Origin of the sequence: Devosia nitrariae, assembly GCF_030160115.1 — a bacterium.
Taxonomy (GTDB): Bacteria; Pseudomonadota; Alphaproteobacteria; order Rhizobiales; family Devosiaceae; genus Devosia; species Devosia nitrariae.
Map to the genome: position 1 here is coordinate 196,292 of NZ_BSNS01000004.1, position 26,515 is coordinate 222,806.

Sequence of the window (26,515 nt, forward strand, 5' to 3'; positions counted from 1 at the left end):
AAGCAATGGTGCCAAAGCCAATCCTGGTGAGACTGTCGCGCCTCAAGGGCAAATACTCGCGCTTTAGGAAGCTCTCGGATTTTCGGGCTGCAAAGTCGGCCATAAAGCACCGTAAAGTTCGCAGTCCTGCTCAACGGCTGCTCGTATACCCGGGCGATCCCTGGACCCTCACTGGCTCCCTAGGTGATGACGCAATGATGACGGCAGCACTAGCGTACTTGGGAAGTCAGCATCGGGATCTAGAAGTTCATATCCTTTGTATGGAAAACCTAGCCGGCCAACTGGCCCGCGAAAAGGGATTCGTGCCGGTCCCTCTGCCCCCCAACACATCGTTTGCCTCTGATATGCGACGAATTTTTGAGAACGGTGGGTACGACATGCTGCTGCTTGTCGGCGCCGACATTATGGACGGATACTACAGCCCGGAACCAGCCGAGAACATGCTCATGGCCGCTGATTTGGCGGCTCGCGCGGGCATCGCAACCAACTTTCTTGGGTTCAGTTTTAACAATATGCCGGAGCCTGAGTTAAAGCACCTCTATGATACACTGCATCCCGGTGTAACGCTCAATGTGAGAGACGAAGTTTCCTTAAAGAGGTTCAACACTTTCACCTCTGCCACGAAGAGGCTGGTTGCGGACACGGCGTTCTTGCTCAAACCAGCGACCGTCGGCCAGCGCGCGCGCTCATGGATCGTCCAGCAAAAAAGCCTGGAGCGCATGGTTATAGGATTCAACGTTCACCCCATGCTGATAAAGGATGCGGGTCCCGACGAGATTCAAAGAATAATCAACAAGAGTATTCACGCAATCGAAGTCGCTTCGAAAAAGCACGATGTATCTTGGGTGCTGATACCGCACGACTACAGAGACATTGTAGGTGACGACGTCTGCCTAAAACCAATATATGAGCAATTGAAGGTCCACACTAACATTGACGTCATGCATTTTGGCGGAACCCATCGAGCTGCTACATTGAAGGCGTTAGCAGGCCATATGGACGGCGTCGTTACGGGCCGAATGCATCTTGCGATCGCGAGTCTTGGAATGGGTATCCCGACTCTTTGCATAACTTACCAAGACAAATTCGAAGGCCTGTATCGACACTTCGGACTTCCCAAAGAGTTTCTCTTGGCGCCCAGAAGACTTATGGCTGACCAAGCTGCGCTGGACGACGATTTGGATGACTTCATCACCAGCCTTCCTCAGCTGAAAGCACAAATCACCCAAAGACTTCCCGAAGTGCATCGTCTAGCGGAGCTTAACTTTGCATTTGCGACTGCTGGCTGAAGATCGAGACTCCTGACATGAATCCGCCGCCCGTCACATCCGACATAGCCCTCGGGCGTAGGGCGCGCCGCCGGGCCTCGCGCTTCCCTTTCTGCTCGTTGGCCTGCCACCCGCGGTGACGGCCGCCCCCGGGTGACGACGGTGTCGTCGACGGCGGCTTCAAGCCGGACTCTCATCCTCAACCTAAGTCCGCCAAATATCGTAAGGAAACGCATCGATCAGAGGCTTTGGATCAAACCGAGCCGGCGCACACGGGCCCTGCGAGAGCGCTTCGTCGATTGAATTGGCGAAATGAAGTGAGCGCCCTGTACCGGCGTAGTAGTCTTCGTATTTCAGGAGGCCTTCACGTTCGCCCACCCGCACGTAGATCGACGGGATGCCGTAGGCGTCCGCCACCACCAGCCCGTGCAAGGAACTGGAAATTACAAACTCGCAACTCGCGATCTCCTCGACAACTCTGTTCCAGCTTCGGGCTGGATTGATAATCGAGACTTCGCTGGAGGAGGCGAAGCGGGTCACCTCGGGTGTGCCGACATCAAACATATGTGGAACGAGGCCGACTTTTCGGGGCTTGGAAGCACCGTAGCGACCATTGGTCAGGATATTTATCAGCAGCGCGGGATCTCCGTAGACCTCCGGGACTTCAATTCCCCTCGATATGAGGAATTGTCTCGTGACTGGCCCCCTGACGGCTCTAACATCAAGTGTCGTATATTTGTGCTTGTCAGCGGTGACGCTGCCATTCAAGCCGCTCCCCCAGACAACGCTGCCATCTTGGGCGAAGTGAATGATCGAACCTATTGCGAGCAGGCGGCGTGTTGCCGGTATTTCATCAAATACCGTGATCCCACGACGGCTCAGCATGAGCTCGACGATGACGCGAGAGAGCTCGTCACCGAAATTGACTCCTATGCCTGGTCGCCAATAAATCAGCTCGACGGTCGGATACGGCATTGAGGGCCATCCCGTTGCCACGGGCAAAGGTTCGGGGCCCCGGACCCGACGCAATAATCTCTCTCGTAGCCTTATTGGAAAGGGATCGCGAACTGGCGGTGCAGGCAGTTCGATCTTATAGTTCCCGTGCATAAACCGCCCACCCCCGCAGGCTCAGAACTTTCGCAAAGTATAGCAAGAGTGCGCAGACGGAACATACGCTTGGTGGCGTTCCAAGGCCGGCGCAGACTCACCGTGTTCACAGACGTCTTCCGGTGACACCCGACGCCTCGCCAAAGTCGGGTGCAAGCTAATCTCAAGCGTATTCGTTCGACCGTGATATTGTCGTGAACGGATTCCTGCGTAGCATAACGGCCCAAGAACTCCAACGCCCCGCAATCACTCGGGAGTTGGCGGGCGTTACAGAGCGTTGGTGTGCCTATGCCCATCAAACCGATAGCCAAAATAGCTGATCTCTTTGCTGTAAAAGTCGGCAACATATTCTCGCGCCGACCTGCTATACGCGTCCTGGTAAGTCGCGCGGGTATTGGCCTTGGTGGCATGGGGCAGTGCTATGTCTGGCCTGCCTATTTCTCGCGCAACCGTCCGGAAATCCTCGGCAAGGCGTTCGAACCGACCGATAAAGTCAAATTCCATGCGCCCGTTGTGCGACTTCAGCCAATATGTCTGCGGAGCCAACATCCCGTTGCCTGAGAAGCGGACCACGAAATCTTCAAGACTGATACTGTCCTGTTCACGAATACCCAATACGCTGCGATGCATGGGATCGCGCGTGAGGTTGAGATAAGCAGAATATACCCGGTCCCAGGGGTTCCTGATGAAAGCGAACTTGAAGTAGCTCTTGAATTGCTCGCTTGTAGCCCATTCATGGTTTTTGGGATTGGGGGTTGGGCGCATGTAAAAAATGGCCCGTAAATGCCGCAGGTTTTCCAAACTCGTGAACGCAGCGGCAGGAACCGGTCGTTGGAACTGGCGGTAAGTCCTGTGGTCTTGCATCCCTCTATGCGAGCCATCCGGGTCAAAGTGACCCAAAGCAATTTCTATGCTTGTGCCGGCACATTTCGGAATGTGGACGAATATGCACCTGTGCTGGTGTGAGATCACTATCGCACCTGCCATACGTTGGTGTCGTCCGAGAGATAAAGTACGCCGTGCACCAAAGCAACCTGTTCGGCGTGTCGGTACCTTGCAAGGTTCCTGAAGCTGACCGCCCTTGCTGGAAATACCGCAAGCGTGCCGTTGCGGCAGGGGCACAGCGCCAAACAGGGGGCGGCGCGCCCAGTCGTCGCCCCCCTGTACTTTGGCGGTCTGATTCGCGAGCGGGCGCAGCGATCAACTGTAACCGCGGAATTCGTCTTCGCAGGTATGAGCACCCGAGATAGGATGTGAGTTAACGGGACGATCGGGCGGGAACCGTCGCCAGCTCGCGCGGCCGACAGCAAACGGCGACCGAAATATCATCGAGGCCCAAGATGTGGAGAGCAATGTGCTGAACCCCCTTGCCGCCCATGCTCCCTGGTGTGAAGGCGGACTGGAGCGCTTCACATCGTCAACGTCCTCTAACTGCGCGGCCTATGCCGGGAGTCGATGATGAAGTCCCTCCCCCGTATCGTGGCTTTCTATCTGGCGCTTGCGATGGGCTGCACATTGTCCAACGTCGCTGCCGCTGACGGCATCGTCAACGGCGGTTTTGAAGCCGAACTCTCGCCGTGGTGGCAGCAAGGACAGGCGATACGCGTTCAACAGGTAGAAGGCCGTCAGGCGGTGCTGGTGCCATCCGGCATGGTTGTACAGGAGCACATCCCTGTCACCGGCGGACACAACTACCGCATCACCATGGACATCCGCAGCGAGGCGACCCGGTCCGGCACTGTTTATGTGCAGATGAGTTTTCGCGGATCCGGCGTTTCCGAAGAGTGGCGAGGCCCCTCGCTCGTTGCTGTCGACAAGCGTTCTACCTCTGAGTGCGGCCAGCCGCCCGGCGCGACACGAGAGGAAAAGGCAGTCCTCGTCACCGGTGGTGGCGCGCCGGAGTGGAGGACGCATTCTCTCGTCTTTACCGCGCCAAACGGCGCCAGTGAGATGGTCCTTTATCTGCGCAAAGGCAATTGCAGCCCTGGCGTCGCCGCCTACACCAATGTCTCGATCAGCCCGAGCGATGAGCCCGCCACATCGGCCGCCGATCTGGCGCGCGTTGCACTTGCCGCCGAGCGGCTGCCCGCGCTCGCCGCCACCGCCGAAAATGCCGCCCGCCTCGAGCGGCAACTCGGCCTGTCCGCACCGTCCGACGACGTCCACCACCTCGCCGAAGGCGGCACGATGCGTATGCGCGTGCATGTCGGGTCAGGCGAAGACATCATTACACTGCAGGCGGCAGCCGACCTGTCGGATTTCGCAGCGCGCGTAGCGGGCGCCGAGCCCGCGGCGCACCTTTCGACTGACGAAGCCGTGGCGGAGGAACCGCTGCTCGTTATCGGTCGCGACAACGCCCTGGCGGCGCGCGCCTTTTCCAGCGAGGACTTCGGAAGCCTTGGCGAGGACGGGTTCCTCATCCGCTCCTTGGGCCCGCACATACTGATCGCCGGCGCCAATCCGCGCGGCACCATGTACGGCGTCAACTGGTTCCTCGACCGTCGGCTGGGTGTCCGATGGCTGGCTCCCGACGTGACCTACTGGCCCGCCACAACCGACATCGCCCTGCCGGCACAGGACGAGCGCCAAGTGCCGCGCTTTGCCTTCCGCGAGGTGCTGAGCATTGAAGGCGAGGACAAGGCCTGGCGCCAGCGCAACCTGCTCAATGGCGAAAGCCACGGCCCTTCCTATCGGCCCACGCCGCCCGAGATCGACAGCTGGAACGCCAGTTGGGCGGCGAAGGATCTTATTGCCAACTTCTATCAGCTGCTGCCGCCGAACACTTACCGGGCTGAGCACCCCGAGTGGTATCAGGGCGGACAGCTGGCAATGATGGATAACGCCATGCGCGCGGAAATGGCGCGCGCGGTCATCGAGCGGCTGCGCGCACTCCCAGACTACCGCTCTGTTTGGTTCGCCATCCATGACATGGACTGGGGATGGGACATGGACCCCGACAGCCGAGCCTTCGCGGACCGACACGGCGGTCATGCCTCGGCGCCTCGGCTGGACATGATGATCGACGTGGCCGACCAGGTACGAGCGGTCCTGCCTGATGCGCGCCTCGCGTTCAACGCCTACCACTGGAGCTTCACCCCGCCGGAGGGCATGACCGTTCCGGATTACATCCTGGTCTATCCGATGACGATCCATGTCGACTATTCGCAAGGCTTGAACGAGCCCGCAAACGCAGAGCTTGGGCGCGACCTGGCCGGCTGGAACGCGATCGCCGAACATGTGCTGGTGTGGGACCACATCACCAATTTCGGCGGCTTTATCCAGCCGACGCCCAATCTGCTGCCGATCGGCCGATCCATCCAATGGCTGGATGAGCTCGACGCCGTCGATGGCTACATGGGTGAAGGCAGCTTCAACACAGCCGGGGCCGAATTTGCCGCGCTGCGGGCCTGGATGATCTCGCGCCTGCTTTGGGATCCGCAACGGGACCCCCAGGCCCTCATCGAGGATTTCAGCCGACATTACTACGGGAGTGCTGCTGGACCGATCGTCGAATACATCGCGCTTATGCATGAGCGGCTGGATGGATCCGGAGACGTGCTGGCGGAGAAGACGACTGTCGAGATGGCGATGTTCGATGCCGACTTCATCGTCCTTGCCGATGCGTTGTTCGACGAGGCGGAGGCCCTGGCGGACGACCCCACCATTCTTGCACGTGTACGAGAGGCGCGGGTTCCGGTCGACTACGTGATGCTGATGCGTCGGCATGAATACCTGACGGATGCCACCCTCGGTCAACGCCTGGCTGCCACCCTCGATGACAGGGTGCAGCGCTTCTGGCAAACGATTGATGCGGCAGGCATCAGGCAATATATGCAAGGACACGACTTGGACTCCCTGCGGCGCCTGCTCGCGATTGAGCGCCACCCTTCCGGAATACCGGGATTTGTGGCGGAAGGTATCCAATGGAAGGACATCCAGGACCTTCGCTTCAATCGCTACTCGGGCCCGAACAGCGATATCGTTGCCGATCCCATGGCGTCGGACGGTGCGGCCATTGCCCTTGATCGCTCCTCAGCGGGATGGAATGCTCAACTCAAGTTCGACAGTCTGCCGCGCGAGGGTCGTTGGTGGGTTTATCTCGCGGTTCGAACGAGCGCTGTCATGGAAGGCGGCGCGGTAGCGCGGATTGGTTCAGCTCCTCCAATGGGGTGTTATGTCACCGTGACAAGCTCGGACATCCCTGACACGGGTTACACCTGGGTCGAGGTCCCCGGAGGGCCTTTTGCCTATTCCACCGACCATGCTTTGAGCCTCTACGCTCAGCCCATGTCGGGGCCCTCGGGGCAGGCGGTGCTCCTCGATCGAGCCGCCGCGGTGGACAGGCCTGTGCCTGGCGCGCGCATCGGTCAGTCGAGCGGGGGATGCCCATGAGCGTGCGAATGCGCGTGCTCAGTTCCGGCATCGTCCAGGTCGCGCCAATCAGGATCGTGCAGCAGCTTGATCTGCCTTACGTGCTGTTGTTGTCGGCACTGCTGCTGCTGCCCTTTCAAGTCATACAGGTCTCGATCGCTCAGCCCATTCACCTCTGGCTGCTCGCGGCTTTGGCCATCTTTGCAGTCAGAGGCGACCTGCGCATCCTGACGCCAGCCGAGATCATCGGTTACCTGGTGTTCATCTACTTCGCCCTGGTCATGACCTTTCTCCAGGATTTCGATCGGATCAAGTACCAGGAACAGATCCTGAAGTTCGCCTTCATTTACCCAGGCTTCTACCTGGTTGGCCGGTGGCTCGGCTGGTCCTTTCGCGACCGGCCACTGCCACTGGGATACATCTTCCTATTCGGGTTGCTCGCCTTCGAGTACCTGGTGCAGACCTTGGCACTACCCGTCATCTACCGTGCGAACAGTTTCGGCCAGGGAGCGCTGCATGGTACGTTCATCGAGCGAAACTGGTTGGCGCTCTATTTTCTTCTCTACTCCTACACAATCTTGCTGACGCAGCGGGGGGATCGAAGGTTCATTCCGTTCTTCGCTCTCAACGGCATGGTCATGCTGCTCTCAGGATCCAAGACAGCCTTTGTTGCCTGCGGGCTAATCTACCTTATCCACGCGAAAACTCCCCTCATCCTCAAACTGATCCCTGCCGCGATCGGCGCTATAGCCTACATGACGGTTTTCTCGGCGGACTTCACCGGGGACATGATTGCCGTGAGGCTCGAAGAGGAACGCGGATTGGCCCTGCAGGCTTCGCTGGAGCTGATATTGCAGAATCCGTTGGGGTATGGCCTGGGTTTCGTAGAAAGCCACTTTTCGCGTACCTGGCTTGTCATCCGCGGTCTTGGAGAGGGCGTCAACTCCGTCTTCGCCGTTCCGCTCGACCTCATGATCATCGCGGGCTTTGGCGGCCTGGTGTTCTGGATGGTGCTTTTTCTCGGTTTGGGAACAGGCGCCATGGCTGCCCTGTTGCCTATAGCTGCACTCTCACTTCTCAATCCGCTGCATCAGGCTGAATCGGTATACCTGTTTCTCGGCATTATCGTTTCTCTCTACCGCGGGAACAGGTCTGCTGTTCGCCGTGTGTCGTCGAAACGGGCCTAATGCGATGAAGCGACCAGCCCGACAAAGTCAGGCACGGTTACGCCCTGCCGAAATCGTCGTCTATGCGTACGATGTCATCTTCGCCGAGGTACGAGCCGGTTTGCACTTCTATGAGCTCCAGCAGTATTTTACCGGGATTGGCCAGGCGGTGAACGCATCCCAGAGGAAGGTATATCGATTGGTTCTCGGTTAGCGTTTTCATTTCACCATCCACCGTAACTTCCGCCGTGCCCGAGACAACGACCCAGTGTTCGGCTCGGTGATGGTGCTTTTGCAGGGAGAGCTTCTTGCCGGGCTTGACGAACAGCCGTTTTACCTGGAAACGCCCCCCCATCAACACCGAGGAGTAGCCACCCCATGGTCGATAGGCGGTCTGGTGGGTTTCGGTCAGGGCTGCGGTAGCTGGGTTGGCGCGTAGCCGCTTGACGATGCTGCCCACTTGCTGGGCGTTGGAGAGCCTGCCGACATAGACGGCATCTTCACTCACAATGACCGCCACGTCCTCGAGCCCGTCCACGACCACATGGGCGTGGTCGCTTAGGACCAAAGAGCGCTGCGTATTGGTCAGCGATACGTTCTGGTGCGCGACATTTCCTGCCTCGTCCTTGTCCGCGATCTTCCAAACGGCATCCCAACTCCCCAGGTCCGACCAGCGATAGCCGACCGCGACGACGGCAACCTTGTCGGACTTTTCGAGAACGGCATAGTCGATCGAAATGTTCGGAGCCTGGGCGAAGCTCTCTTCCTCGAGACGGAAAAAGTCGAGGTCGGGGACGCCCTTGACAACGGCCGTGCCGGCATGCTCGACGACATCGGGGGCCAGAGCCTCTGCCTCATCAAGGAAAGTCCTCGCCGAGAAGACGAACATCCCCGAATTCCAAAAATATCCGCCCCGCTCGAGCATGTCTTGCGCGCGAACAGCATCCGGTTTTTCGATGAATTGTACCACCTGTAGAGCACCTGCCTCGGTGGGCTCACCGGCCTCTATGTACCCATAGCCGGTCTCGGGGACAGTCGGGACGACGCCGAACGTAACCAGCATACCCCCTTCGGCCGCCGTCCGGGCCGTATCGATCGAGTGCCAGTATTCGTCATCGACGTCAATCGCGTGGTCGGACGCGAGGATATGAAGGATCGGATCGCCACCGAACTTGCTTTCGGCCAGAACGCTCGCCGCGGCAATCGCCGGGGCCGTGTTGCGTACCACTGGCTCGAGCATGATGGCAGCAAGCGCGATGCCCATTTCCTGGGCCTGTTCGGCAACAAGAAACCGATATTCGCTGTTGGTGATGACGATCGGCGCCGCATAGCGGTCGTCCAACACTCGCAGGAGCGCTTGCTGGAACAGGCTCACGTCCCCGTTGAGGTTCAGGAACTGTTTCGGCCTGACCGACCTGGACAAAGGCCAGAGCCGGGTCCCCTGCCCGCCAGCCAATACCACCGGCACAATCTTCTTGCGGTTAGGCATTGTACCTCCGACCCATACCCGTTCCTGATGCTATGATGAGCCCAGGCCCTTTGTGAACCAGAATTGATCGGTTTCACAACAGGCTGCATTCGCTCTAGTCGAAATTCGTCACCTGCCAGACGGCGAAGGTGAGCGTCAGATTGTACCGAGGCACGTCCCCGACCTCGCGCCAAAGCTCATAGCGAACGCCAGCATGCTCCAAGGCTACGTCCTTACCTTCGGCGACTGCGCGCGCGAGTTCGCTCGGAACGGACCATGAGCGCTCCTGGTGAAGCCAGGTGACCACTTCCAGTAGAAACGGCAGGTCGGCGCGCAGCCTGTCAACCCCGGAGTTCAGCTTGATCCGCAAGGATTGCGTGGTGGCAGCGTCTCCGCGCGCGATGAAAAATAGGCTTCCCGGCGACCCATATAACGGCGGCGGGCACTCCGGTTCGAGCCGTGCAGACGCCTCGGCAGCTGCGCACCTGGCGACATTGGTATTGGGCACTGTAGCAATCCAATAGCAGGTCTGCACGGCCCCCTGTGCAGTAGAGACATACTCGTCGGGTTCAACGACGCTGATTGCAACAGCACAGGCGTGTTCCGGCGCGAATGGATAGGTTCTGGTAAACACTTGCAGTTCCGGCCGGGACAGTGCAGGATTTGGCTCAAATTGCGCATTGCTCGGACGTGGTGGGGTCAAAGGAAGACTGAGCTGTTCGGCGGGCACATCCGATCTAAATAAAACTCCGGTACGCTCCTGCGCGTCAGCGCCACTGGCCCATGAAATGAGGAAGTAAACAGTCATAAGGCCAGCGGCCGCAGCAGACCTTCCGCTTGTCGGACGATATGTCATCGCGCACTAATCTCTTGCCGGCAGCGTGCCTAAACTGCCACACCGCGCATCAATCCGGAATACATTAATCGTCTTTGAAAGATTCGTGGTGCGGTAGCTACGTTACTTGGATATTGTAAGGGGCTTGTACCGACCTTGGGGGACGCTTGGTCATGCGTGGGATATTCGCCGTTGTGCTTACCGGCCTGCTCGCCGGATGTGTGGGGTTGTCGAACTCGGGGCCGGACCCGCGAGCCATAGAGTACAACGCCGTGGCAAGCTACAGGGCACCCGATACGCAAACCGGCGCTTCCAACTATGTCCTGTTGGAGATCTCCAAATCGATCCTGCCCTACTTCAACGCTTCGGTGCGCACGTCTCTGCGCGACGGATTTGGTACGGGCGGTCCGGGGAGGCCCGTTTCAGCAAATCTGGGCGTTGGCGATGTCGTGCAGGTGGCAATTTTCGAGTCCCAGGCCGGAGGCTTGTTCCTGCCGCAGGACGGAGCCGCGAGCGCGGGGAACTATGTCACCTTGCCGGAGCAGACGATTGACGCCAACGGGAACATCGACATCCCTTATGCGGGTGAGATACGAGTGGCGGGTCGCCCGATCTCGGAAGTGCAGGCGGATATCGAAGACCGTCTCGCCACTCGGGCGATCGAACCACAGGTCATCATCACCACTGCATTGAGCCGGTCCAACCGCCTGTCCATCCTCGGGGCAGTGAGGTCCCCTTCTGAATTGGATCTCAGCCCTCGTGGGGAGCGCGTCCTGGACGTGATTTCACGCGCCGGCGGTCTCACTGCTCCCGACGCAGAGACTTACGTCACGATCGAACGCAGCGGCGTGACGGCGACTGCCCTCTTCCAGACCCTGGTCGAGGACCCCAGCGAAAACATCTTCGTGAGGCCCGGTGACACAATCCACGTCGCTCGCGAGCGACGCACATATCTGGCCTTTGGCGCTACCGGTGCCAGCGGTCGGGTGGACTTCGACGACTCCAACCTGACGTTCGGCGAAGCTTTGGCAAAGGTGGGCGGGTTACTTGACAGCCGCGCTGATCCAAAAGATGTTTTCCTCTATCGCGAAGTCGATGGCCATACACTGCAGCAACTTGGAATAACCGCCTCCCACGCGCCGGGCAAAGTCCCGGTAATATTCCGCGCTGATCTTCAGAATCCCGCTACATTTTTTGCGGTGCAGCAATTCTTGATGGAGGACAAGGACATTATCTACGTAGGCAATTCCCAATCCACGGAGATTTCGAAGTTCCTCAGCCTCATCAACGGCATTTCGAACACCAGCTCCAACGTGCCGGCGAACGTCGTGCAATCGCGCGACGCCTTCGAAGGACTATGAATTAACCTCGCTGAACGGCTGTGCACGCATTCGCTTGATTGGCTTTACTGACGCCGGTAATATTTGGTTAAGCACTCTCGGGGAGGGCGCGTGCAGCTCGTTGCCGATGTTCTGTCGACTGCGAACATGACCTATTTTATGCCGGCCAGAACGTGATCGGTCCGTTGCACCGGCGCCTTTGCGCTGTTGTTGTGAGGAAGTTCCGTGCAGAAGACTTTCCGGGCCACATATGGAGCTTCATTTTCACCGCCAGACGAGATCGGCGACAAACCCCTCGATCTTGATGCTCTTCTGGCGGCCGCGCGCCGCCAGCTATGGGTGACGGTATCGGCAGTGCTGGCGGTGCTGGTGCTGGGTGTGATCCACTTCCTGACCTCCGTGCCCATCTACACCGCGTCGTCCAGAGTGCTTATCGACTCCGCGGACAGCCGGATCATCGAGGAGCTCTCCGCGGTTGGCGGCGTGACAGACGACGAAGCATCGATCCTCAGCCAGGTCGAATTGCTCAAGTCCGAGGAGCTCGCACTGGCCGTGGTCGATGATCTCGATCTAACGACAGATCCGCGCCTCTGGATGGGAAGTGGCTCGCTCCTGTCGGACCTGCGTAACTTCATCGTCTCCCTCACGTCACTTTTCATGGCGGAAGCGGCGATCCAGGGCGAAGGCGAAGCGGATCACCGATCCGAAGCCGCGGAACATCTTGCCTCCAATCTGTTCGTTGTTCGGGTCGGACGCACATACGTGCTGGAGATCAGCTATGCGTCACCCCGTCCCCAGTTCGCGGCCGAGATCGTAAACGCATACGCCGAAGCTTATCTTGGAGACCAGCTCGACGCCAAATACGAGGCGACGAGACGCGCCAGCTCCTGGATGCAGGATCGCATCGCCGAACTTCGACAGCAGGCGCTCGAGTCCGACCTTGCGGTTCAGAATTATCGTGCCGAGAAGGGTCTGATTACGACCGGCGGCGAGTTGCTGAGCGAACAGGAGTTGTCGCAGATTGCCAGGCAGCTCGTCGAGGCCCGGGCCGAGACAGCCAGCGCCGATGCCCAGCTACGCAGCATCCAGGCCATCATCGAGTCGGGCGAAATGGACGCGGTGGTGTCCGATGCCCTGAGCATGCCTGTCATCAGCGGAATGCGCGAACGCTACCTCGAAGCGTCAAGACAGGAAGCAGACATCTCGGCGAGGCTCGGTGCCGACCACGCGACAGCCGTCCGGCTGCGCGGCGAGATGCAGGAATATCGCCGGCAGATGTTCGGGGAACTCAGCCGCATTGCGGAGAGCTATCGCAGCACGCTCGAGATGGCCAGGACCAGGCAGACGAACCTCGAGCAACAGGTTGCCGAGGCAACTGGCATTAGCACGACTGCAAACGACGACCTTGTTCAGTTGCGGGAACTGGAGCGCGAGGCGGAAACCTACAACAGCCTCTACCAGACTTTCCTGGAGCGGTATCAGGTGGCGGTCCAACAGCAGTCGTTCCCCGTGACCGCGGCACGCATCATCTCGCGCGCGGAAACCCCCAAAAAGCCGAGTTCCCCTCGTCTGCCGATATCCTTGGCAATCTCGGCTGGGTTAGGAATGATCCTGGGCGGCGGGTTGGGCGCCTTGCGCGAATTCCGCGACCGCTTCTTTCGCACGGCCGACCAGGTTCGCGATGAGCTGGGCGTGGAGTTCCTGGGCTTCGTGCCCGTGCTGCAGAATACTTTGCGCGGCAGGCAGAACCTCGCGGTCAGGAGCGGCCATGGAAACGGCAAATCGCTCGTGAAGACCCAGTCGATCACCACTCATGTCGTCGACCGGCCTTCTTCGCTGTTCGCCGAAACGATGCGCAGTGCAAAGCTGGCGGTGGATCTGATGGTCGAGCACAAAGCGCCCAGGGTGATTGGCCTGGTTTCGGTGATGTCAGGTGAGGGCAAGTCAACCGTCTCTATGAACCTGGCCGAATATCTGGCCAAGCAGGGTGCGCGTACGCTGTTGATTGATGGCGACCTTCGCAGCGGTGCGTGCTCACGCGCTTTGGCGCCCGACGCTGACTGCGGGCTGGCGGAAGTGCTGCTCGGGACGGCCCCGGTTGCCCGTGCGATCTACCGGGATCACGACTCCGACATGATGTTTCTGCCAACGTCGGCCAAGCGCAGCGTGCCGTACTCGGCCGAACTGCTGGCGTCGCACACCATGGCCGATCTCCTGGCGGCCGCAGGAAACAGCTTCGACTACGTCGTCATTGACCTGCCGCCCCTTGGCCCGGTGGTCGATGCGCGCGCCATCGCGGACAAGATGGACGCCTTCGTACTGGTCGTTGAATGGGGTAAGACACCGCGCCGCCTGGTCCGCAGCACGCTGCGATTCGAGCATTTGATTGCGGACAAGTGCGTCGGCGTAGTACTCAACAAGGTCGATATAAAGAAGCTCAAGCTATACGACGCCGATGGCGCGTCTCCCTATTACGGCGGTCAGCACCCCTACTATCACGAGAGCGATTGAGCTTCATGCGCGAGTGCGGACTGCGTGCGTTGAGGGTCGTGGAGATCTTGCTCCTGGCCATCGGTAGGCTGGCCTGAAGCGTACTGACGAAGATACGGTGACGGCGGACCTGCAATTGTTGTTTCAGCCCGACGTATAATTCTGCGGTCGATTTGTCGTACGCATCTAGCAGTTCAACAATATTGGTGGCACTCTTCATCATGGCAAACGGGGGACCTCGAATGAGCGTTCCAGATACGAACGATATCGATGTCGTCATCGGCTTACCGATGCAGCTCCTGCAAACGTTAAGATTGGCTCAGGCCATCGGCGAGGCCGGTTTCAAAATATGCGTCGATAGTCAGGACACTGAAGCTGTCGTCAGGCTCGGCGAGGTGTTCGGCTTCGACTATAAGGTGGGCAAGCAAGGAGCCAGTCGCGTGACCGGGCTCCATCTTGACCACCTGGGGCCGGTGACCCGCATCGGAAGCATTGAGCGGCACCTCGTCATGCCCCACGCGATCGTAGCCCATTGCCGTGAACGATGGCCGGCGACCCGCAGGTTCGATGCATCCTTTGATGGTCTCAGCACTCCGACACGGCGTGCCGCCATCAATAAATGGCTTTCGCTCTCTCAGCTCGAGGGAGTGACGTTGCGCGAGCCGAACCGTCTCGAAAAGTACCTGGCCAAATGGACAGATAGACTGCAACTACCGAGGGAGGAACGGATCGGCAAGACCCAGGTCATCATTCGCACCTCCGACCAGGGGCGCCATTTTCCGCTCAAATCCTGGAACACGGCCTACTACGAACTGATGTTGAACTCGAAGTTCGTCCTGTGCCCAAGCGGCGATTACAAGGGGCAAGGCGTCGGCTGGACCTACCGCTTCTTCGAAGGCGCCCTCTGCGGCACGATTCCGGTCGTCGAGGACCCCTGCCCGGCCTATGAGGGGTACATATATCAACTGATGAGCGAGCCCCTGTCGGCGCTCACATGGTCACAGGACGCCGCCGAGCACAATTTCGCCTTGGCCCGGCAGCAGATGACGATCGAGAGGGAAACCTTGCGGGCAGAGGTGCTTACCCTGCTGAGGCCTGCCGACGCGCCACTGGGGCAAGTGCGGCACGACGGGTCCAATACCGTATACTCGACCTGAAGGAGCCTTACGCGCTCACACGGAGTCAGAGCGTAGGTTCTGGTTCTTGTTGACGCAACGTTCTCGCTAAAAGCCGGCATCCCTTTTCGAATGTTGCCCAAATGTTGGTGTCGCACTTGCACTGCGCAGTCGCGAGCACCTGGAGCATTTCGACGTTCCGTTCAAGCCGAAGGTGGTCAGCCAACAGAGGTATGTGGTCACCTACCAGCAGAATATGAACCAACGGAACTAAGCCGGTCAGGCTGATGTCCCCTTTACCCGCAGGCACTCGGAGCGTACCGAGGAACTGTTCAAATTTGCATGGCTTGTCCAGCGGACGCATGCCAGCCTGGCAGACTTCTCGCCGAGCATTGGGAAAGCGCTCGTTTCGTGGCGCCCCGGCGGAACCGAGCGATATCTCGAGATCTCGCCCCTAGGTGGCGGGCAACGTCCTTCGTGCTACCACGAACTCAGATTGCGCCAGCTTACGCGATCGATGCCAAGCGCGAGGCGCGGCTGTCGGATCGAGGAAGCCGGTGGAAAGCCATCGAAAACACATCTTAACGTAAGAGAGACAGTGACTGGCATACAGTAACCAGACGGTGGAATCCGATAATCCTGGAAGGCGCGGTCCCCAAAGTCAGTTCGGCAGGCGATCCGCTCAATCGCGTCGCGAAGGGTTGAATTGCTATCGTTCCTTCGCAGATTAGCGTTACGGCATTTGGCAGGGGCCGTGCGCACATGATGCTCTTGACGATGCAAGGAAGGATGAACGGCTTTGGGTTTCGAGAGACTGTTCCGTCGCCATTCTGCTCATCGCCCTTCGCCCAGGCGCAGCCGTATTATGCTTGCCAGTTGGCCTGAGGCGGTCTACGCAATAGGTGATGTCCACGGCTGCCTTGCTCTACTAGAGCGCATGCTAAGCGCCATTGTCACTGATGGCCGTTCAGTTGCCGGAGAAAAGCTTGTCGTTTTAGTGGGCGACTATGTGGATCGCGGCGCCAACGCTTCAGGCGTACTCGACCGGCTAATGACGCCACTGCCCGAGTCCTTCAAGATGATCTGTATCGCTGGCAATCATGAAGTCATGATGCTCGATCATCTAGCTGATCCTCGGTCTGACGATACCTGGCTGGCGCTCGGTGGCATTGAGACTTTGATGTCTTATGGAGTGAATATCTCAAGTTACCTCGCAGCGACTCCGCGCGACAGGATCACGATCCTTCGGCACCACATACCCACCAACCACATAGATTTCATGCAGCGGCTTCCCGTGCTCTTGAGCTTACCAGGAGTAACTTTCGTTCATGCAGGCCTACGTCCCGGAATCCCGCTTGAGAGCCAGAACGACCACGACCTGCTCTGGATGCGTCCTGAAGCACGAACCCAAAGCGCGGCCAATGGACTCATTGTGCATGGCCATACGCCTGTCGATAAGGCCACTGAAACCGATGGTCGAATTAATATCGACACCGGAGCATTTGCCACCGGACGCCTTACCGCAGTTCGGCTGCGGCAGCGCCAACCGCCGCTATTTTTAGCGGTGGGCGAATTATCTCCAGCTTAAATTGGGGCCTGCAGCCAATGCTCAGCGGCCTTCCGCTTCCTAGTTGCTTGGGAGCGTCCAGCGCGCAACAAATTACAGTGCCTCTCGCCTACCTGCAGTTGCTCAGCGGGTTGTAATTCTACCGGAGCCACTTTGCCGACGCCGTGATGACTATCCCCCAAATCCTTGCGAGGTGCAGTGCCTCGCGGAGCTCCCCAGGCTTTCCCACGAGGATGGATGACCTTAAGCTGCTACGGTTCGCTCAGCAAGAACCGCTTGGCGGGCTCTGAAACGCCATCTCCAGGAGTTTCGCGGTGGAACATTGCTTCCTCGCGTTCAGCGTCGATCCTGGCGAGCTGACGCAGCCTGAGTTCATGGTAACGGGAAGGTCGTTGTGCGAGGCCCTCCAGGGGTGAGATTTCCAGATAAGGGCGCGTATGCGCCGGGGCTTCGCGAACCAATGCAGCCTTGATGGGGCGCAAAATTCTCCTCAGCAAGCCCAAAGCGCCGAATACCGCCAGCACGGGATCGTTTGCGATCGCCGTCATCTTGTGCCTCAGCAACAGCCCCACGTGCCCTTCGTGCCACAAACTGAGCCCGCCGGCCTGATCGTGGGTCGCAGCCCAGGCATAGCGCACGGCGGTTTCCGGCAGGCCCGGGTTGGCCGAAAGGCATCGCCTGACCGTTTCGACGATCGCGCGGCTCATGCGAACCTGGTTGCTGGACATGTTGCCCGGATAACAGCGGTACCCGACCAAAAACTGTGGCACAGCGGCTATGTGGTATCGAGCAGCGAGCTTCAACTCGAAATCCAAGTCCTCAGACCCGCCTATGCCGGCATCGGCATAGGACGGATCGAAGCCGCCAACGGCAAGTGCCGCCTCTTTGCGCACCAGAAGGTTGGAGCCGTTGCCGACGAACTTGGCAAACAAGTGCCGTGAAAAAATATAGCCGCCGCGGTAGCGGCTCGACCCAAGCCTGATGATAAAGTCATCGGCATCGATCTGGCGAAAGAGGGAGTAGCATGCCGCCCACGACGGATCGGCGGCCTCGAGCATGGCCAGCTGCAGCGCGATCTTGGTCGGATGCCAAAGGTCATCCGCGTCTAGAAATGCGACATAGTCTGCGCTCGAGTGCTCGATGCCGGTGTTGCGAGCCCGGGCGACGCCGCCATTGGCGGTGCTGACAACTTTTATGCGCGCATCGGCTTCAGCGGCCCGCAAGGCGATCTCGCGCGTAGAGTCCGTCGAGCCGTCGTCCACAATGATAATCTCTAAAGCCGCATGGGTCTGAGCGACGGCCGCGCGTAACGTCCGCTCCAGGAATCGGTCGGCGTTGTGAGCAGGAATAACGATCGAGACAAGTATATTGTCTTGTCTCGCCTCATGCCATGTTTCGGCTTTCACAAGACAAATCTCCGGACAGCGGCTTCGTACAATTAACGACAACCGACATCGTTGAATCAGAATTGGTCGACAATGGGAATAGCCGACGCTTCTGCCTCTCTCCTCCAGCTCTAAGTGGCTGGTTCCAAGACCTGCTTCTCGAGCGCTCCGCGAACGGCCGGCTTGTCCCTGAGAGTGCGTAAAGGTCCCCACTCCACGACGCGCCCCTGCTCGAGGACGATGGCATCTTCACACAGCGCAAGGAGAGACTCGCGGTGACTGATCAGGATGATGGTCATTGGCTCGTCGAGAAGCGACATGATCGCCGCTTCGGACACCGCATCTACCGCATTGGTTGCCTCATCAAGGATCAGCAGCCGTGGGCGACGAACGAGCGCCCGTGCAATGCCGATCCGCTGCCGCTGGCCGCCGGAAAGTCCGAGCCCCCGATTGCCGACCAGGCACTCATAGCTTTGAGGAAGGGCGCTGATGAAGTCGTGGGCATCGGCCCGGCGCGCGGCCTCCACGATATCGGCCATCGTGGCATCGGGCGCACCATAGGCGATATTCTCCGCCACAGTGCCGTCAACCAGTCCAATGTCCTGTCCCGCGATGGCAAGGCCGGCCCGCCATTGAACGGGATCGATTTGGGATAAATCTACACCATCGACCAGAATGCGCCCTTGCGTGGGTTCGATCAGCCTGCACAACAGGTTGACGATCGTCGATTTACCCGCCCCGGATCGACCCAGGAGTGCAGTTGCGACATTGGGACGGATTTCGAAGTCGGCATCATTGATGGCCGGTGCCGCAGATTCGCGGTTGGCGAACCGGAAGCTCACACCGGAAAAACGAATACCTTTTTCCAGTTTGCCAAAGCCCAAGGCACCCTTGGGGGCCTCGGGTTTGCCTGCCGGATCGAGCAGCCACTCGACTTCCTCGACCGACGCCCACAAAGACGCGATCTCCAGTCGCGCTCGCCCGATGGCACTTGCATGCGGCTGCATTCGGTAGAGCAATGCCAGGAACGCGATCAGCAGCGGCACGCTCATCTCGAGTGCGATGGCAGCGAGCAGCGCTGCAAGGAACAGAAACGCCAAAGAGACTTCCAGTAACGATGAAAATATCGCCGACAGTCGAGCGACCACGACCGATGACCGTCGAACTTCTTCGGAGGCCTCATCGAACAGTCGCTGCTCCCGGCCCTCCTGACCAAAAATCCTGACGGACCGGACGACTTCGTTGCTGACGCGTATCATCCTATTTTCAAGAACCTGGTTTGCTCCTACAAACCGCCAGCTTCCTTTCTTTAGTCGCCCGCTCGTAGAGCCATGCAGGACGCGGATGATCGTGGAGCCGATCGCGACTACGAGAAACAGCTGCCAGCTCACCAGGAGCAACAGAATGGAAAAAACGGTGACCGCGCCTATCGCTGCGATCATCCCGAAAAACAATCGAATGGTGTCGGACGCGCGCCAGGAATCCGTCCCCAGGATAGCCAGCAGACGTGCGGGGTTATTTTCGTGATAGAACGGATAACCGACGGTCAGAAGCCGATGAGCGAGCGCGGCGCGAATTTCATGGCTCAACTTACCGTCAAGCCAGGCGATGAATACCGCGCTTGCCCCCTGCACGCCGGCCTTGAGCAATGCCAGGGACAAGATCGCGGCGGCAATTGCCGGCAAGCGCATGTTCTCATCGAGCAGCAATGGCAACCGCATGAGGAAGCCCAGCCCACCCGATGTTTCTGCCGGCCCCGATCCGGGCAGGCCGACGGATAGGAGCGGCACAAGCAGCCCGATGCCCAAACCCTCGAGGCCGCTGGCAAGAAAGCCGAATAGCGTCACGACCGGAATGCTCCAGGCATACCGCTTGGCGAGGGGAAACAGCGGGCTGGACGCGTCAACCAAGAATGCAGAAATGGCACGACGCAGAAACGACATTGATGATCTTTGCGTACGCTTGCGGTATGACACGGAAAGGATAGTGCAGTTCGCTCGACAACACCATAGAGAAGCCCAAACAGTGCCACGGACCGAGTTCGGAGTATCGTTGCCCGCTGGTGGTTTCGCCCGCAATGGCAAGTATTTTTTACCTGCTCTGAGCGCGCTCGCAAACTCTCGCAAGCATCTCGACCGTGCCGTCGACGACCGTCGCAACTGAGGTGTCGGCCGCCATGCAGCCCAGCGCGGAGCAGGTGAGAGAGGTTCGAACCAGCGTCGCGGTTGTAGTCAATACTTACAATCAGGCTCACTACCTGGGTGATGCAATCCAAAGTGTATTGGACCAGTCGCGTCCTGCTGACGAGATCCTGGTCATCGATGATGGTTCCAGCGACGACCCAGAGCATGTTCTCCAGGCCTATCCCGACATCCGTTATATTCGGCAGCAGAACCAGGGGCTTGCGGCATCCCGGAACACTGGGCTGGCTGCGACAACTGCCGAGATGATCGTATTCCTGGATGCGGACGATCGTTTGCTACCTGCGGCACTCGCAACCGGGCTCGCCTGCCACCAGCAGACGCCGGGCTGTGGATTTGCTTACGGTTCCTATCGCAACATCGCGAACAATGGCCAGTTTCTGAGCCCGGCCCTGTATATCGAGGCCGGTGAACACCCCTACCTCGACTTGCTTGGCGGCAACACTATCGGCATGCACGCGGCCGTGATGTACCGACGCGAAGCGCTCATTCGGCATGGAGGGTTCGACGCCAGGCTTCGTCGCTGCGAGGACTATGATCTCTATCTCAAGATTGCCCGGAACGAGAAGATCGCCTCCCATTCCGATACAATTGCGGAGTACCGCCGACACGACGCTAACATGTCTCACGATCATCGTGGAATGCTGGCGGCCGTTCTCCTGGTCCTCGATCGTCAGAAACCGCATATCCGTCCCGCCTCGGGCGAGAGAGAGGCACTCATTCAAGGGCGGCGGCGTTGGAAGCGATATTTCGCCCGTCAGGCTTTTGTGTTGGGTCTTGAGACGGGCACGAGCGGCCCCCTTCGCTACCCCAAAGCTGCTGCCGCAGCGCTCAGACTGGCACCCATCGAGGTAGCTGTTTCCATGTTATCCAGTGCTCGCAATTTCGCCCGAAAGCGGTTGCCGTCTTCTGCAATCCAATTCCTTAGACGCCTTAGAGGCGTCGTTCCTTTCGGTCGCTTCAACTTCGGCGACTTCGGGCGTACCCAACCGGTAAGTGGCCAGTTCGGCTTTGATCGGGGCACGCCCATTGACCGCCACTATATCGAGACGTTCCTCACCCGCCAGCGCGCCGACATCAGGGGACGCACGCTCGAAATCGGGGACGATAGCTACACGCGCCAATTCGGCGGCTCGGGGGTGCTGCAGTCCGATGTGCTGCATGTCAACGCCGATAATCCGCACGCGACAATCGTGGGTGACCTGTCGGTCCCCGACACGCTGCCACAGGCTGCGTTTGACTGCCTAGTGCTGACACAGACCCTTCACCTGATCTATGACATGCGTGCGGCGGTCGCTGAAATGCATAGGGCACTGAAACCGGGCGGCGTGGTCCTCTTGACGGTGCCGGGCATTAGCCAGATCGACCGCGGCGAATGGGGCAGCACGTGGTATTGGGCGATCACTCCCGTCGCCGCGATGCGCCTCTTCGGAGAAGTTTTCGGTCCCGAGAACATCCAGGTTGAAAGCCACGGCAACGTCTACGCCGCGACCACTTTCCTGCAGGGCCTGGCTCTCGAGGAAGTCGACCGCGGCAAGCTCAATATCGACGATCCGGCCTATCCCGTCATCGTCACCGTGCGCGCTCAGAAGCAGGAGTGAATCCAGGTGCTTGGCCTCCTTGCTCGCATTGCTCGTCGGTTGCGACCGAGGCAGACAGGTCCAGCAATACTGATGTACCATCGCGTGGCACGCCCGACGCACGACCCGTGGGAGATCGCCGTGGCGCCCGAACGGTTTTCTGATCAAATGCGTATGCTTCGCCAAACCCGGACACCGCTTGCCATGGGCGAGTTCGTCGACCGCATCGCGGCCGGCACGCTCCCCACCAATGCTGTGGCAGTCACCTTCGATGACGGTTATCGTGACAATCTAACTGTCGCAGCCCCGATCCTGGCGTCGCTGGGCATCTCCGCGACTGTGTTCATCACGACGGGCAGCATCGGCTCAACCAGGGCATTCTGGTGGGATGAACTGGCCGAGCTCATATTGGCGCGAACCGCAGCCGCCGACTGCGAGGTCTCGATCGGTGCAGATCGCGTTCAGGTCGTGCTACCCCCCGTCGACAGGGATGCCGGACATACTGACACCTGGCGCGGCAGCGAGCCGTCGGCAAGTGAGCGACAGCGCCTCTATCTTTCGATCTGGCGGCAGCTGCGCCTGCTCGATAACGACACACGTATGGCGGCGATGACTTCCCTCAGGTCTGCTCTTGGCGGTGCCCCGGCGAACCCTGACGATTGCGCGATGTCCGTCGACGACCTCGTGCGGCTGACCAGCGATGGCACCATAAACATTGGCGCTCACACGATGACCCACCCGTCCCTTCCCGCCCTGCCGGACGATGTGAAACGTCTTGAGGTCAGTGCCAGCTTACAGACCTGCGAGCAGATTGCCGGCACCAAGATCGCAGGGTTCGCCTACCCCTATGGCGACCGCGACGACGCGACCAAGAGCATCGTCATGGATTGCGGTGCCCATTGGGCCTGCTCGACGCGGGCGGCCGCGGTCAATACCGCTCGCGTCGATTTCTTCGACCTACCTCGCATTCAGGTTAAGGATTGGTCGGGCGCGCAGCTCGCCCGCGTCCTGCACAAGCAATGGATCGATGCATGACCCGATCGTCTCCCCATCCCAAGCCCGGCGCCCGCTATGACGAACCGCGCGTCTCGGTCATCACGATCTTTCTCAATGGCGAACGCTTCATCGAAGAAGCAGTCGAAAGCGTGCTGACCCAGGACTTCGACTCCTTTGAGCTCATCCTGGTCGATGACGGATCCACTGACGGCAGTACGGCCATCGCCAAAGGCTATGCCGCACGATACCCCGATCGTGTGCGCTATCTGGATCACCCGAACCATGCCAATCACGGCATGAGTGCGTCGCGAAATCGTGGCCTTGATGCGGCCCGCGGCGAATACATCGCCTTCATCGACGCCGATGACGTCTGGAGCGCCAACAAGCTGAGCGAGCAGGTGGCTATCATGGATGCCCATACTGAAGTCGGCATGCTGTGCGGCGCGGTGCGGTACTGGCTGTCGTGGAATGCCGGCCAAGATGTCATCATCCGGACCGGCCATGTGTGGAACGTGGTAGTGCCGGCGCCCGAGGCGTCGCTCGCACTTTATCCATTGGGCACCGCAGCTGCACCATGTCCATCCGACATCATGCTGCGTGCTGACCTCGTTGCTTCGCTAGGTGGGTTCGAAGAGCACTTCACGGGCCCGCGCCAGATGTATGAGGACCAGGGTTTTCTGGCCAAGCTCTATCTTGCCGCCCCGGTCTTCTTTTCTGACCGCGTCTGGCTCGATTATCGCCAGCACGACGACTCGTGTGTCGCTGAAGTGACGGCAACCGGCCGCTACGACGAGGTACGTCGCTATTTCCTCAACTGGTTCGAAGACTATCTGTCGAAACAGCCAAAGGTTGACCCAGCGGTTTTCAAAAGCCTGCACCGTGCGTTGCGCCCCTACCGCCACCCTATCTTGCATAGAACCGTCAACAGAGCCAAATCGGTGGCCAGCTTGCCGCGGCGCGTCACAGCGAAGATTGGCCGACTGCTGAGCTCCGGGTAGTCTCATGTCCGAGGATCACTTCCTCGAACGTGAGACCCCGTCTGCTTGCAACCGCGTAGCTGACGTTCATCGACGTGGATGAGCGGAGCCTCGATCGAGCCGTCTAGGCACACTTCTGGTTTTACCCTCCCTACTGCGCCACCGCGGTACCGGCGGTCAGGCGCGCTCGAAACCACTCCAGAGTCATCTCGACGCCCTGCTCGTAAGGCACCCTGCATTCCCAGCCCGGCATAAGGCTTCTTGCCAAGGTCAGGTCGGGGCGCCGATTCGTCGGATCTTGCGGCACGGGTGGCATATGCACCACCTTGCCGACGCCGGTCAGGCGCGCGACATACTCGGCAACCTCGAGCACGGATATCTCGCGGTCGTTGCCGATATTGAGGGGGCCGGGATAATCGATCTGATCGAGCCAGAAGTAGCGTTCGAGTCCGTCGACGATGTCATCGATGTAGCCCCAGCTTCGCGACTGCAGACCATCGCCGAAGATGGTGATCGGCCTTCCAGCCAGGCCTTGGGTGATAAAGTTAGAAACGGCGCGCCCGTCATCAGGACGCGTACGCGGTCCATAAACGTTGAAAAGACGCACGACGCGGATGTCGAGACCATGAGCCCGACGCATCTCGAACAGCAATGCCTCCGTGCAGCGTTTGCCCTCGTCGTAGGACGATCGCGGACCTGTGCAATCGACGGACCCGCGATAGCTCTCGGGCTGCGGTGAGACCAGTGGATCCCCATAGACTTCCGAAGTCGACGTATAGGCAATGCGACCACCTGGTTTCAGCGACTCCAGCAGTCGGAGGGCGCCGATCACATTGGCGGAGATCGTCCGGCGCGGGTCGCCCATATACCAGGGCGGCGAGGCAGGCGAGGCTAGATGGTAGATCTCGTCAAAGCCGATATCACTCCTGAAGGCCTCTGCATCGCAGTGCACGATATGGAGCCTCGGGTCCCGGACATGGGCCAGATTCTCGTCGAGGCCGGTCCAGAGGTTGTCCGCCACCACGCACGTCTCGACGTCGGACCGTTTCAGTACCCGATCGACCAAGTGGGAGCCGATGAAGCCACACCCACCGGCTACCAGCACCCTTTTTGCATTTTTACTCAAGGTTTCCTCCTTCCGGAAACGCTTGTCGTCTTATATTAGTGTCTTTGCTTGCTGGCGAGGCGGAATACCTTATATTGGTTTATATGCAGGTTTTCTTTGCTTTAGATCAGAATGCATATCGTTGCATGCAGCTTGCAGCAGTAAAAGTTTAGAACTTTACGTTAAGTGAGTGTTCCGTTCAAGTTGGAGTAGATCAAGAAGTGAAAAGCCGCGAGAAACTTATCTCGGTTGTTATTCCCGCTTACAACGCTGAACGCTTTCTGGAACGGACTTTGCGCTCAGCTGCCGCGCAAACCTATTCGCCCATTGAAATAATCGTCATTGACGATGGGTCGACGGATACGACGCGCGATATTGCCTTGAGGTTCGCCGAGGCCGATGCGCGCGTAAAAGTGATCAACGTTGCCAATGGCGGCGTGGCCCGCGCGCGCAACATCGGCATCGAGCGGTCGAGGGGTGATTATGTTGCGTTTCTCGATGCGGACGACCTCTGGCACCCGACCAAGATCGCGCTGCAGGTCGCCACGCTCGAAGCAGCGGACGACCCGTCCTGGGCAGCTTGCTACACTCTCTTCAGATCGATCGACACTGACGACTTTACCCAACGACCAGGGCCGAGCCGCTACCGCAGCGGTTATATCCTGGCCCAGCTGCTGTTTGCTAAATTTGTCGGCAACGGCTCGAGCCTTCTGGTGCGCCGGTCGGCGGCCCTTGCGGTGGGCGGCTTCGATCCTTCCTATGCCGACGCTGGGATCGGCGGGAGCGAGGATCTCGATTTCGAACTGAGGCTTGCGGCCCGCTACCGCATCGCGGCCGTACCGCAGTTCCTGGTCGGATATCGTCGTTACGTCGGCAACATGTCCAGCAGCCAGTTGCGCATGAGCCGGGCGGTCGTGGAGACCGTCAGGCGGTGCCTGGCGGCCAATCCCGATCTTCCAAAAGCTGCAGGTCGCTATGCCTTGGCGACAACCCATAATTGGGCGGGTGGGTTCAATTTGTGGCGGGAGGGAGGAGCCGCACTGTCCCTGGCACACAAAATGACCGCGTTCAGAAATGATCCACTGCTCACCGCCTTTAGAATTTACCACTGGCTCGGCAGAAGGTGGCATGCCGTTACGGCTGCGGTCGCTCCCCGCGCCCCGGCCGGGCCGCGCAAGTACCTCGACGTTTCGCCCCTTGATGGCCTTGAATTGCGGCCTTCGCGCTACCACGAACTCAGATTGCGTCAGCTTGCACGTATCGATGCCGAGCGTGAGAGGCGCCTGTTTAGCTCAAAACCGTCGACGAGCACCGTGACACGCCCTGAGGAGCAGGTCAATTCAAGCGAGCCTGCAGCGAGCATGTCGTAGTCAGCCTGATGAAGGACTCCTCCTCGTCAATCGATTGTGCTCCCGCGGTTGTGCCGGCTAAGCAAAGCCGGGTTTGCTGGCGACCGGGTTCGTTGAGAGCCGCGTCTCGGTGAGCTGACGGATATCACGAGCCCGCACGTCCTGCCTCTCGCCCGTAAGGCGGATGGGACAGGC

General features: G+C 59.3%; 18 protein-coding genes. 11 read left to right on the top strand and 7 right to left on the bottom strand.

Annotated features, from left to right (window positions below):
• Positions 1 to 5: 5 nt before the first annotated feature.
• Positions 6 to 1,289, top strand: coding sequence for a polysaccharide pyruvyl transferase family protein (locus QQK18_RS04535; RefSeq protein WP_284339121.1), 1,284 nt, complete (start codon positions 6 to 8; stop codon positions 1,287 to 1,289).
• Between the two features lie 183 nt (positions 1,290 to 1,472).
• Here QQK18_RS04535 and QQK18_RS04540 read toward each other — a convergent pair whose 3' ends face one another.
• Positions 1,473 to 2,243 (bottom strand): polysaccharide pyruvyl transferase family protein, encoded by a 771-nt coding sequence (locus QQK18_RS04540; RefSeq protein WP_284339101.1) that lies wholly within the window; start codon positions 2,241 to 2,243, stop codon positions 1,473 to 1,475.
• 399 nt (positions 2,244 to 2,642) lie between these two features.
• Positions 2,643 to 3,362: a sulfotransferase family 2 domain-containing protein gene (locus QQK18_RS04545; protein WP_284339102.1), complete on the bottom strand. Its 720-nt coding sequence runs from the start codon at positions 3,360 to 3,362 to the stop codon at positions 2,643 to 2,645.
• Between the two features lie 471 nt (positions 3,363 to 3,833).
• On the opposite strand from QQK18_RS04545, the gene QQK18_RS04550 reads away from it, so the two are divergent.
• Together QQK18_RS04550 and QQK18_RS04555 are read left to right on the top strand one after the other, a co-directional pair.
• Entirely contained in the window at positions 3,834 to 6,767 is a 2,934-nt protein-coding gene (locus QQK18_RS04550) for a DUF4838 domain-containing protein (RefSeq protein ID WP_284339103.1), read from the top strand.
• The gene (locus tag QQK18_RS04555; RefSeq protein ID WP_284339104.1) at positions 6,764 to 7,933 is read left to right on the top strand and encodes a hypothetical protein; all 1,170 of its coding nucleotides are present in this window, start codon (positions 6,764 to 6,766) and stop codon (positions 7,931 to 7,933) included. The genes QQK18_RS04550 and QQK18_RS04555 overlap by 4 nt, the downstream gene beginning before the upstream one ends.
• Before the next feature lie 37 nt (positions 7,934 to 7,970).
• Here QQK18_RS04555 and QQK18_RS04560 read toward each other — a convergent pair whose 3' ends face one another.
• Positions 7,971 to 9,401: a mannose-1-phosphate guanylyltransferase/mannose-6-phosphate isomerase gene (locus tag QQK18_RS04560; RefSeq protein WP_284339105.1), complete on the bottom strand. Its 1,431-nt coding sequence runs from the start codon at positions 9,399 to 9,401 to the stop codon at positions 7,971 to 7,973.
• A gap of 94 nt (positions 9,402 to 9,495) precedes the next feature.
• Complete coding sequence (locus QQK18_RS04565) at positions 9,496 to 10,188, bottom strand: DUF6030 family protein (RefSeq protein ID WP_284339106.1); 693 nt, start codon at positions 10,186 to 10,188, stop codon at positions 9,496 to 9,498.
• Positions 10,189 to 10,388: 200 nt separating this feature from the next.
• Here QQK18_RS04565 and QQK18_RS04570 point away from each other — a divergent pair, with 200 nt between their 5' ends.
• The 4 genes from QQK18_RS04570 to QQK18_RS04585 all read left to right on the top strand — a co-directional run bounded on the left by QQK18_RS04570 (position 10,389) and on the right by QQK18_RS04585 (position 16,748).
• Positions 10,389 to 11,576, top strand: coding sequence for a polysaccharide biosynthesis/export family protein (locus QQK18_RS04570; protein ID WP_284339107.1), 1,188 nt, complete (start codon positions 10,389 to 10,391; stop codon positions 11,574 to 11,576).
• Between the two features lie 204 nt (positions 11,577 to 11,780).
• Positions 11,781 to 14,066 (top strand): polysaccharide biosynthesis tyrosine autokinase, encoded by a 2,286-nt coding sequence (locus tag QQK18_RS04575; RefSeq protein ID WP_284339108.1) that lies wholly within the window; start codon positions 11,781 to 11,783, stop codon positions 14,064 to 14,066.
• A 221-nt stretch (positions 14,067 to 14,287) separates the two neighbouring features.
• Complete coding sequence (locus QQK18_RS04580; RefSeq protein WP_284339109.1) at positions 14,288 to 15,202, top strand: hypothetical protein; 915 nt, start codon at positions 14,288 to 14,290, stop codon at positions 15,200 to 15,202.
• An 823-nt stretch (positions 15,203 to 16,025) separates the two neighbouring features.
• Positions 16,026 to 16,748, top strand: a complete 723-nt coding sequence (locus QQK18_RS04585) for a metallophosphoesterase family protein (protein WP_284339110.1) — start codon at positions 16,026 to 16,028, stop codon at positions 16,746 to 16,748.
• 230 nt (positions 16,749 to 16,978) lie between these two features.
• Here the strand turns inward: QQK18_RS04585 and QQK18_RS04590 are convergent, their stop codons facing one another.
• Both QQK18_RS04590 and QQK18_RS04595 read right to left on the bottom strand, forming a co-directional pair.
• Positions 16,979 to 18,133: a glycosyltransferase family 2 protein gene (locus tag QQK18_RS04590; protein WP_284339111.1), complete on the bottom strand. Its 1,155-nt coding sequence runs from the start codon at positions 18,131 to 18,133 to the stop codon at positions 16,979 to 16,981.
• 110 nt (positions 18,134 to 18,243) lie between these two features.
• Complete coding sequence (locus QQK18_RS04595; protein ID WP_284339112.1) at positions 18,244 to 20,055, bottom strand: ABC transporter ATP-binding protein; 1,812 nt, start codon at positions 20,053 to 20,055, stop codon at positions 18,244 to 18,246.
• A 194-nt stretch (positions 20,056 to 20,249) separates the two neighbouring features.
• Here QQK18_RS04595 and QQK18_RS04600 point away from each other — a divergent pair, with 194 nt between their 5' ends.
• The 3 genes from QQK18_RS04600 to QQK18_RS04610 all read left to right on the top strand — a co-directional run bounded on the left by QQK18_RS04600 (position 20,250) and on the right by QQK18_RS04610 (position 23,887).
• Entirely contained in the window at positions 20,250 to 21,914 is a 1,665-nt protein-coding gene (locus QQK18_RS04600; RefSeq protein ID WP_284339113.1) for a glycosyltransferase, read from the top strand.
• A gap of 183 nt (positions 21,915 to 22,097) precedes the next feature.
• Entirely contained in the window at positions 22,098 to 22,928 is an 831-nt protein-coding gene (locus tag QQK18_RS04605; protein ID WP_284339114.1) for a polysaccharide deacetylase family protein, read from the top strand.
• A complete protein-coding gene (locus tag QQK18_RS04610; protein WP_284339115.1) occupies positions 22,925 to 23,887 on the top strand; it encodes a glycosyltransferase family 2 protein in 963 nt (320 codons plus the stop codon). Before QQK18_RS04605 ends, QQK18_RS04610 begins: the two co-directional genes overlap by 4 nt.
• Positions 23,888 to 24,017: 130 nt before the next feature.
• Here QQK18_RS04610 and QQK18_RS04615 read toward each other — a convergent pair whose 3' ends face one another.
• Entirely contained in the window at positions 24,018 to 24,992 is a 975-nt protein-coding gene (locus QQK18_RS04615; RefSeq protein WP_284339116.1) for an NAD-dependent epimerase/dehydratase family protein, read from the bottom strand.
• A 200-nt stretch (positions 24,993 to 25,192) separates the two neighbouring features.
• Between QQK18_RS04615 and QQK18_RS04620 the strand changes: the two genes are divergently transcribed.
• Entirely contained in the window at positions 25,193 to 26,341 is a 1,149-nt protein-coding gene (locus tag QQK18_RS04620) for a glycosyltransferase family 2 protein (RefSeq protein WP_284339117.1), read from the top strand.
• The last annotated feature ends 174 nt before the right edge of the window (positions 26,342 to 26,515 follow it).

Excerpts from the sequence above, each read along its gene's own strand:
- QQK18_RS04535 (WP_284339121.1), top strand. The coding sequence starts at position 6 with ATGGTGCCAAAGCCAATCCTGGTGAGACTGTCGCGCCTCAAGGGCAAA.
- QQK18_RS04540 (WP_284339101.1), bottom strand. The coding sequence starts at position 2,243 with ATGCCGTATCCGACCGTCGAGCTGATTTATTGGCGACCAGGCATAGGA.
- QQK18_RS04545 (WP_284339102.1), bottom strand. The coding sequence starts at position 3,362 with ATGGCAGGTGCGATAGTGATCTCACACCAGCACAGGTGCATATTCGTC.
- QQK18_RS04550 (WP_284339103.1), top strand. The coding sequence starts at position 3,834 with ATGAAGTCCCTCCCCCGTATCGTGGCTTTCTATCTGGCGCTTGCGATG.
- QQK18_RS04555 (WP_284339104.1), top strand. The coding sequence starts at position 6,764 with ATGAGCGTGCGAATGCGCGTGCTCAGTTCCGGCATCGTCCAGGTCGCG.
- QQK18_RS04560 (WP_284339105.1), bottom strand. The coding sequence starts at position 9,401 with ATGCCTAACCGCAAGAAGATTGTGCCGGTGGTATTGGCTGGCGGGCAG.
- QQK18_RS04565 (WP_284339106.1), bottom strand. The coding sequence starts at position 10,188 with ATGACTGTTTACTTCCTCATTTCATGGGCCAGTGGCGCTGACGCGCAG.
- QQK18_RS04570 (WP_284339107.1), top strand. The coding sequence starts at position 10,389 with ATGCGTGGGATATTCGCCGTTGTGCTTACCGGCCTGCTCGCCGGATGT.
- QQK18_RS04580 (WP_284339109.1), top strand. The coding sequence starts at position 14,288 with ATGAGCGTTCCAGATACGAACGATATCGATGTCGTCATCGGCTTACCG.
- QQK18_RS04585 (WP_284339110.1), top strand. The coding sequence starts at position 16,026 with ATGCTTGCCAGTTGGCCTGAGGCGGTCTACGCAATAGGTGATGTCCAC.
- QQK18_RS04595 (WP_284339112.1), bottom strand. The coding sequence starts at position 20,055 with ATGTCGTTTCTGCGTCGTGCCATTTCTGCATTCTTGGTTGACGCGTCC.
- QQK18_RS04605 (WP_284339114.1), top strand. The coding sequence starts at position 22,098 with ATGGGCGAGTTCGTCGACCGCATCGCGGCCGGCACGCTCCCCACCAAT.
- QQK18_RS04610 (WP_284339115.1), top strand. The coding sequence starts at position 22,925 with ATGACCCGATCGTCTCCCCATCCCAAGCCCGGCGCCCGCTATGACGAA.